Origin of the sequence: Salinarimonas sp. NSM (assembly GCF_052380005.1) — a bacterium.
Taxonomy (GTDB): Bacteria; Pseudomonadota; Alphaproteobacteria; order Rhizobiales; family Beijerinckiaceae; genus Salinarimonas.
Map to the genome: position 1 here is coordinate 18,326 of NZ_JBQTCJ010000064.1, position 8,735 is coordinate 27,060.

The window sequence follows — 8,735 nt, forward strand, 5'->3', positions numbered from 1 at the left end:
CTCACGCCTCCTTGTCGCGTGCGGGCTCGACGACGCGCGGCGCGGCCGCCCGGTCGTAGGGTGGCTCGTAGGGGCCGGCGGGGATCGGCCCGTGGTCCGCCTTGTGCTCGACCCTCGAGATCTGGAAGAGCGCGAGCAGCACGACGCCCACGACCGTGAGGAAGACGCCCAGATCGAAGGCGATGGCGGTCGCGAGCTCGACCTCCCCGACGAAGGGAATGTGGAAGTAGTCGTAGGAGGACGACAGGAACGGCGCGCCGAAGACGAAGGCGCCGAGCCCGGTCGCGCCCGCGATCAGCACGCCCGCGCCGATCATGGCGTGGGGATTGTAGCGGGCGCGTGCGGCGGCCCACTCGTAGCCCGAGGCGATGTACTGCATGATGAGGGCGATGGCGACGACGAGACCGGCGATGAAGCCGCCGCCGGGCTCGTTGTGGCCTCTCAGGAAGATGAAGACTCCGACGGTGATCGCCAGCGGCAGGATCACGCGGGTGGCGACGACGAGCGGCATCGGGTGCGCGTCGCCCGAGCGGCGGGCCGGCAGCATCGCCGCGAGCCGGCGGGCGGAGGCGCCGCGCAGGGCGGAATCGAGCATGGCGAAGATCGCCAGCGCGGCGATGCCGAGCACGATGATCTCGCCGAACGTGTCGAAGCCGCGGAAGTCGACGAGGATGACGTTGACGATGTTGGTGCCGCCGCCGCCCGGCTTGGAGAGCGCGATGTGGTACTCGGAGATCGAGGAGACGTCGCGGGTCATCACCGCGTAGGCGAGGAAGGCGACGCCGAGCCCGGCGACGATCGCGATGGCGCCGGAGCCCCAGCGCGCCGCCGCGCTGCGCTCGGGCTCGCTGCGCCGGGGCAGGAGGTTGAGCGCGAGCAGGAGCAGGATCGTGGTGACGACCTCGACCGAGATCTGGGTGAGCGCCAGGTCCGGCGCGGAGAACTGGAGGAAGGCGACCGACACGATCAGCCCTACCACGCTGGTCAGCACGAGCGTGATCAGCCGGCTGGTATGCGCGAAGACGACGACGCCGGAGACGGCGATCAGGACCGCCCAGGCGACGATGGCCGGCGTGTTGACCGGCAGCATCGCCCGATCGCCCGGGCCGTGCCCGCCCTGGAGGAAGGCGACGACGCCGACCGCGACGATCGCGGCGACGATCACCCCGGCGTAGAGCTGGAGCGAGCCGGTCTGGGTGCGCCCGGTGATCCCGCGCGCCAGCGTCACGACCGCGGCGATGGTGCGGTCGAACATCGCCTTCGCCTCCGGATGGGGGAGGGCGGCGTGGGCGGTCGCGAGCGAGCGGTAGAGCGCCACCATGATCGCGCCGACGACGATGGCGACGATCGACATGAACAGCGCCGGCGTCACGCCGTGCCAGATCGCGAGCGAGTAGTAGGGCAGCGTGTCCGTCTGCAGCACGGCCATCGCGGTGCGCGCCACGACGGGGCCGGCGATCGGCGGGACGAGGCCGATGGCGACGACGAGGCCGACGAGGAACGCGACCGGCCCCCACATGCCGACCGGCGGATCGTGCGGATGGTGCGGGTAGCTCTCGCGGGTGGGGCCGAGATAGGCGAACCAGGCCAGCCGCAGCGAGTAGGCGACGGAGAATACGGCGGCGAGCGTCGCCAGCGTCGGGACCAGGTAGGGGATGCCCGCGATCTCGGTGTGGACCGCGGCCTCGAGCATCATCTCCTTCGACAGGAAGCCGTTGAAGAAGGGCAGGCCCGCCATCGACGCCGCCGCGATCAGCGCGAGCACGCCCGAGATCGGCATGAGCCTGACGAGCCCGCCGAGCTTGCGGATGTCGCGGGTGCCGGCCTCGTGGTCGACGATGCCGGCGCTCATGAACAGCGCCGCCTTGAAGGTCGCGTGGTTGAGGATGTGGAACATGGCGATGACGACGCCGAGCGGCGTGCCGAGCCCGAGCAGCATCGTCATCATGCCGAGGTGGCTGACGGTGGAATAGGCCAGCAGCGCCTTCAGGTCGTTCTTGAAGATCGCGATGAAGGCCGCGATCGCCATCGTCGCGAGGCCCACCGGCGTGACGATCAGGAACCAGATGTCGGTGCCCGCCAGCGCCGGCCAGAAGCGCGCGAGCAGGAACACGCCGGCCTTCACCATGGTGGCGGAGTGGAGGTAGGCCGACACCGGCGTCGGCGCCGCCATCGCGTGCGGGAGCCAGAAATGGAACGGGAACTGGGCGGACTTGGTGAAGGCGCCCACCAGGATCAGCAGGAGCGCCGGCACGTAGAGCGGCGAGGCCTGGATGATCTCGCCCCGCGTGATGATCTCGGAGATGGCGTAGGTGCCCGCCGCCTCGCCGAGCAGCAGCATGCCCGCGATCAGCGCGAGCCCGCCGCCGCCGGTGACGGCGAGCGCCATGCGCGCGCCCTGGCGGCCTTCGGGAAGATGGCGCCAATAGCCGATCAGCAGGAAGGACGAGAGGCTCGTCATCTCCCAGAAGACGAGGAAGATCAGCGCGTTGTCGGAGAGCGCGATGCCGAGCATGGCGCTCTGGAAGAGCAGCAGGTAGGCGTAGAAGCGCCCCATCGGGTCCTGCCGCGCGAGGTAGTAGCGCGCGTAGACGATGATCAGGAGGCCGATGGCGAGGATCAGCGTCGCGAAGAAGAAGCCGAGCCCGTCGACGAAGAAGGCGAAGGAGAGCCCGAGCTGCGGGATCCACACGGCTTCCTGGCGCACCACCTCGCCCGCGTAGACGCCCGGCAGATGCGACATCAGCAGCGCGAAGGCGGCGAGCGACGCGGCGCCGGCGGTCGCCGCACAGGCGTTGCGCCCGTACCGGATCGTCAGCGGCGCGAGGAGCGCGCCGAGGAGCGGCAGGAAGACGATGAGGGCGATGCTCATGTGCGCGTCGGGCGACCTCTGTTGGCGGGCGTCATCCTCGCTCGGGCTGCGGCTCGGGACGGCCCGCGCGGACAGGCGCGCGCGATCGACGGCACGCCCGCGCGAGCGCCCTCGCAATACGGTCTGGCCCCTTGGCGCGCAAGCGTTTTCCACGCACGCCCGACGGGTGATCGACCCTCGTCCACGGTTCCCGGAACCCCCACCCGAACGCTTCGGCCTTGACGGAGCGGCGCCTCGCCGCCGAAGTCTGGCGGGAGCCTAGCCGAGGAGGGTTTCCGCGCCATGAATGCCGCAGAGGATGGTCGAGAGGGTGCCGCACGGGACGTGCCGCGCGAGGTGGCGGGCGCCGCCGGATACCGCTCCGCGTTCGTGCGCGCCGGCGACGGCCTGCGCCTGCATGCGCGCGTCTACGGCGAGGCGCCCGATCGTGCGCTGCCCGTGGTCTGCCTCCCGGGCCTCGCCCGCAACGCCGAGGATTTCCACGCGCTGGCGCTTCGCCTGTCGCGCGACCGCGAGGCGCCGCGCCGGGTGATCGCGCTCGACTATCGCGGACGCGGGCTCTCGGAGCACGATCGCGACTGGCGCCGCTACGACATCGCCGTCGAGATGCAGGACGTGCTCGCGGCCCTCGCCGCGCTCGACGTGCCCGAGGCGGCCTTCGTCGGTACCTCGCGGGGCGGGCTCATCATCATGGCGCTCGCGGCGACGCGGCCGGCGATCCTGCGGGCGGTCGTCCTCAACGACATCGGCCCGGTGATCGACGCCAAGGGGCTGATTCGCATTCGCGGCTACGTCGGCAAGCTGCCGACGCCGAAGTCCTGGGCGGAGGCCGTCGACGCACTGAAGCGCCTCCAGGGCGCGCAGTTTCCCGGGCTCGACGCCGAGGGCTGGCTCTCGCTCGCGCGCGGGACCTGGACCGAGCGCGCGGACGGCACGCTCGCGCTCGCCTACGACCTCGCCCTCATGAAGACGCTCGAGCAGCTCGACCTCGAGCAGTCCCCGCCGCCGCTTTGGCCGCTGTTCGAGGGGCTCGCGCACGCGCCCGTGCTGGCGATCCGCGGCGCGCATTCGGATCTCCTCGCGGCGGAGACGCTCGCCGAGATGGGCCGGCGTCACCCGCGGCTCGAGACGGAGGAAGCGGCGGGGGAGGGGCATGCGCCCCTCCTGCGCGGGGCGCTCGCGGAGCGGATCGCCCGCTTCATCGCCGCGGCGGAAGCGGGTGGCGCGCCAGGCCGGCGAGATCCCCCTCCCGCGCCGACGGGGGGAGAACCGCGTATGCCGCAGGTGCGGTAGCGGACTCGCCGGCCCCGGCGTCCGCTCGCGCCTGCGGCGGCTCGCCCTGGGGCTGCGGCGCGGCGTCCGTGCGCGCCGGGATCGGCGCGATCATCGGCTCGGGGGTGGGCTCGGGCGTCTCGACCGCGACCACCGCACGCCAGCTCGCGGGCAGGCGCACGCGCACGTCGTCCTCGATGCGCTGGCGGGCCTGTGGCCACAGGGCGCGCCCGTCGATGGCGAGCACGTTGCCCGAGATCCGGGCCTCGCCCTCGGCGAGGCGGGCGAGCGCGGAGAGCGCCACCGCGGCGACCTCCGGCGGCGCGGTCGCGGCGGCCGGATCGACGACGAGATCGGCGAGGACCGGCTCGGCCACGAAGCGCGCGCGTGCCGCGATCAGGATCGCTGCGCGCTCCGCCTCGTCGGGCACCGCGCCGGAAAGGCGAAGGCCCTCGGCGTCCCGGGTGGCGACGACGGGGGCGGGGGAGGCGGGCTGCGCCGTCGCCTCGGCGGCGGGTGCCTCGCCGGGAGCGGCCGCGACCGTGGGCGTCTGGTCGGCCGTCGGGGCGGACGGATCCGCCTCCGCGACGGAACCCGTGACCTGCGGGTCTTGGGCGAGCCGTGCGTCTTGGGCGAGCCGCGCGGTCGGTCGGCCGCCCGCGGGGTCACCTCCTGCAGGGGCGAGCCAGAGTAGCGCTGCGAGCGCCGTCGTCACGCCGGCGAAGGCGGCCGTCGCGAGCGCGATGCGGGACGTGCGCGTCATCGAGGAACTCCCCTCGGCGCGCTCGGCGCGCCGCTGCGTGCGTGTCGCCCTCTCTTGCCGGGCGAGCGTGACGAAAGCGAGGCGCGCCGGCCTCACGCCGCCGCCCGCGCGGCACCGACGACGCCGACGGTGCGGATCTGGTAGTCCGGCGCCACGTCCGTGAAGCTGAGAACCGGCAGGTCGACGCGGTGCTGCTTGAGCAGGCGCCGCGCCGGCCGGCGCAGGTCGGCGGGGGTCATCAGGGAGAGCGGCGTGCCGGGCACCGCGTTGTCCTCGATGCCGGCGCGGACCGCCTCGACGAGCGTGCGCACGGTCTCCTCGGCGTTGCGCAGGCCAGCCGGGCCAGCCTCCGGACCCGCCGAGCGGCGGATCGTCGCCTCCGTCTCGGGGGAGAGCACGAGGGCGTTGATGACCTGCTCGCCGTCGGCGGCGGCGTGCGAGATCTGCCGGCGCAGGAAGCCGCGCACCGCCTCGGAGATCACGTCCGGATCCTGCCCGCGCTGCGAGGACTGCGCGAGCCCCTCCAGCACGAGCCGGGGCGGCACGAGGCCGACGCCGTCGTCGAGGAGGCGGCGCAGCGTGTCGACGAGCGTCATCAGCGGCATCAGCTGCTGGATGTCGGTGGCGAGCCGCCCGCAGGCGGGCTCGACGTCCTTGAGCCATTGCGTCACTTCCGGCACGCCGAAGAGCGAGGCCGCGAAGCGCAGCCGCACGCGCGACAGCTCCTCCGCGTAGAGCCGCGCCTGCGCGTCCGAGAGCGGCTCGCGCTCGAGAACGTCGGGAATCGTGACGCGCTCGACCGGCACGTCGTCGATGTGGATGACGACCTCGCCACGTCCGAGCGTCGGATCGTAGACGTACCCTACCGAGGGTGCCGAGAAGCCCATCCGGCGCAGGAACAGCTGCTTCGTGCGCTCGACGTGGACGTAGGCTGCGTTGGGGCGCAGCTTGTCGAGGAAGACCGGATCCCCGTAGATGACGATGATGTCGCCCGGCTGCGCCTCGCGCAGCGGCAGCTCGTCGGGAGCGAGGCCGGCTCCGCCCGCGGGCCGGGGCGCGTCGGCGCCGGTCTCCTCGGCGGATCCCGGCGCCGGAGGTGCGCCCGCCGCGGCGTCCGAGCCGCCCGCCGCGGACGTCGCGTCGGCGTCGGAGGCGGCGGCCCGGCGCGGGCGCAGCATCGCGTAGGCGAGGCCGCCGAGGATCGCCGCGAGGATCAGGAAGACCGCGGTCGGAAAGCCCGGGATGAACCCCATGGCGGCCGCGACCACCGCGCCGACCGCGATCGCCTTCGGCTCCGCCCCGAGCTGGCGGGTGATGTCGCGCCCGAGGTCGCTGTCGGTGTCGGTGGTGACGCGCGTGACGATGGTGCCCGCCGCGAGTGCGATGAACATCGCCGGGATCTGCGCGATCAGCCCGTCGCCGACCGAGAGCAGCACGTAGAGCCGTCCCGCCTCGCCCGCGTCGAGCCCGCGCTGGAGCATGCCGATCGTCATGCCGCCGATCAGGTTGATGAAGACGATGATCAGCCCCGCGATGGCGTCGCCCTTGACGAAGCGCATCGCACCGTCCATCGCGCCGTGGAACTGCATCTCGAGCTGCAGGGTGCGGCGCTTCTCGCGCGCCTCCTCGGCGGTGATGTCGCCCGAGCGGACGTCGGAATCGATCGACATCTGCTTGCCGGGCAGGGCGTCGAGCGTGAAGCGCGCCGAGACCTCCGAGATGCGCTCCGCGCCCTTCGTGACGACCATGAACTGCACGACGGCGATGATCAGGAAGATCACGAGGCCGACGACGATGTTGCCCGCGATCACGAACTCGCCGAAGGCGACGATCAGCTCGCCGGGATCGCCGGTGGCGAGGATGAGGCGCGTCGTCGCCACCGAGAGCGCGACGCGCATGACGCTCGTCATCAGGATGATGGCGGGGAAGGTCGAGAGGTCGAGCGGGTGGCGCAGGTAGGTCGCCGTGATCAGCACGACGAGCGAGAGCGTCAGGTTGACGGCGAGCAGCGCGTCGATGAGCAGCGTCGGCAGCGGCAGGACGAGCATCGCCACGATCATCACGAAGAAGACCGCGAAGACGAGATCCTGGCGCTTGGCGGCCTGCGCCAGGAAGCGGTTGAGGACCCTCATCCCGCCCGCCTCACAGGCCGTAGAAGACGCGCTGGCGCACGCCGTCGTGATCGAGCAGGACGCTCGTCTCGTCGATGGCGACGATGCGCGCGCCGCTCGGCAGCCGCTGATCGGTGCCGTAGCGGCGCCCGTCCGAGGCGATGAGGTAGGCCTCCGGCTCGAGCACGACGGTCGTGAAGAAATCCGCCTCGCGCGCGTCCGAGGCCAGCGCGATCTCGATCGACGCGCTGGAGCGGGCGCGGAAGCCCCCGATCACCTCCATCGCGCGCGCCCGCTCCTCGGGCGTGACGTCGCCCTCGATCACGAGGCCGTCCTCGCCGGGCGAGACGCGCAATTGCGGCACGAGGCTCGCCGAGACGAAGGCGAGGCGCAGCGCGTCCGCCTCGCGGGCGAGGCGCGTGGCGGGGTCCTCCGGAACGGGCAGGGCGGCGGGACGCAGGAGTTCGGGCGCGTCCGCCCGCGTGCGCGCCTGCGCCTCCGTCGGCGCGACGTCGGGCGTCCCCTCGCCGCCGACGAGGAGACCGGCGAGGCCGAGCGCGATGCCGCCGACGACGAGGAGCGTCGGGAGCTTGGAGCGCTCGACCACCAGCGCCGTCCTGGGCGGCGTGAAGGCGATGTCGAACCGGTAGATGCCACCCACCGTGAACTGCGCGCGCTCCGGGAAGAGGACGGGCCGGCCCTCGGCGAGCGTGCGCCCGCGGGCGCTCACGCCGGGGGCGAGCGCGGTGAGCGTGACGAGGCAGGCGGAGCCGACGGTCTCGAGCCGCACGTCGGCGATCTCGGGCTCGTCGAGGTCCGGGATGATGATGTCCGCCTGCGGGCTCGCGCCGATGACGAAGGAGCCGGCTTCGAAGGCCTGGGCGAAGAGCACCTCGCCGTCCTCCGCGACCTCGACGTGGAAGGGACGCGGCATCGTCGCCGCCTCGGCCGGCGTCGCGTCGGAGACCGGCACGGTGCCTGCCGATGCCGCGTCCGCCGGCTCGGCGTCGCCGATCGTGCGGCGCAGTCGCGTGGTCAGGGCCGCGAGCATGGAGCGTCTCTCCTCGTGTGCGTCAGCTCGGCGCGCGGTCGCGCAGGCCGAACCGGATCACCTCGATGGGGCCGAGCGGCTCGGGTGTGTCGGCCCGCAGGCCGACGATGATGGATTCCAGCCGCGAGGCGAGCCGCGGCGGCGCGAAGATGCGAGCGATGCCGTTGCGCTCGTCCACCTCCAGGGCGAAATCGACGTTGACGAGTCCGAAGCGCGCGATGGCGTCGCGGATCTCGGCATCGGTCACGCCGTCGATCCGGAAGGTCCGCACCGTGGCAGTGTCGGCCCGCGCGACATCGACGAGATCCCGTTCGGCGAACCATACGAGATTGTACCGACGCGTCAATCGATCCAGCACCTCCCGGGCCGTGCCGTCGAGCCGCACCGCGCTGACGATCTCCTCCTCCAGGCGGTCGTTGATGCGCATCCGCAGGCCGGCGATCTCGGCGAGGTCGCGGAAGACGGCGTCGAGCGGGCGCTCGCGCACGAAGAAGGAGACCGGCGTCTCGAAGCGCTCGCGCACGCCCTCGCGGACCGCCGGGCTCGTCGGCACCGGCGGCGTCTCGCCGGGCGTTTCGGGCTCGGCCGGGAGGAGGCCGTCTGCGAGCGCCGCCGGGGAGCCGGGGCGCGGGGCGGGCGGCGGGAACTGCGCGACCGACGGCGCGC

At 72.8% G+C, this 8,735-nt stretch carries 6 protein-coding genes; 1 reads left to right on the forward strand and 5 read right to left on the reverse strand.

The genetic code is table 11. From position 1 onward, the window contains the following. Position 1 precedes the first annotated feature (1 nt). Positions 2-2,872, reverse strand: a complete 2,871-nt coding sequence (locus ACTZWW_RS19085) for a monovalent cation/H+ antiporter subunit A (RefSeq protein ID WP_444782552.1) — start codon at positions 2,870-2,872, stop codon at positions 2-4. Positions 2,873-3,154: 282 nt separating this feature from the next. Between ACTZWW_RS19085 and ACTZWW_RS19090 the strand changes: the two genes are divergently transcribed. After that, positions 3,155-4,165 carry an alpha/beta fold hydrolase gene (locus ACTZWW_RS19090; protein WP_444782553.1) on the forward strand — a complete coding sequence of 337 codons (1,011 nt, stop codon included), beginning with the start codon at positions 3,155-3,157 and terminating at the stop codon, positions 4,163-4,165. Here ACTZWW_RS19090 and ACTZWW_RS19095 read toward each other — a convergent pair. From ACTZWW_RS19095 to ACTZWW_RS19110, 4 genes are all read right to left on the reverse strand, one after another. After that, positions 4,071-4,907 carry a hypothetical protein gene (locus ACTZWW_RS19095; RefSeq protein WP_444782554.1) on the reverse strand — a complete coding sequence of 279 codons (837 nt, stop codon included), beginning with the start codon at positions 4,905-4,907 and terminating at the stop codon, positions 4,071-4,073. The genes ACTZWW_RS19090 and ACTZWW_RS19095 overlap by 95 nt on opposite strands. A 92-nt stretch (positions 4,908-4,999) precedes the next feature. After that, positions 5,000-7,039, reverse strand: coding sequence for an FHIPEP family type III secretion protein (locus tag ACTZWW_RS19100; protein WP_444782555.1), 2,040 nt, complete (start codon positions 7,037-7,039; stop codon positions 5,000-5,002). Between the two features lie 10 nt (positions 7,040-7,049). After that, positions 7,050-8,069, reverse strand: coding sequence for a hypothetical protein (locus ACTZWW_RS19105; protein ID WP_444782556.1), 1,020 nt, complete (start codon positions 8,067-8,069; stop codon positions 7,050-7,052). Between the two features lie 22 nt (positions 8,070-8,091). Continuing rightward, positions 8,092-8,735 (reverse strand): hypothetical protein (locus tag ACTZWW_RS19110; RefSeq protein WP_444782557.1); only part of this gene is annotated, 644 nt, incomplete at its 5' end.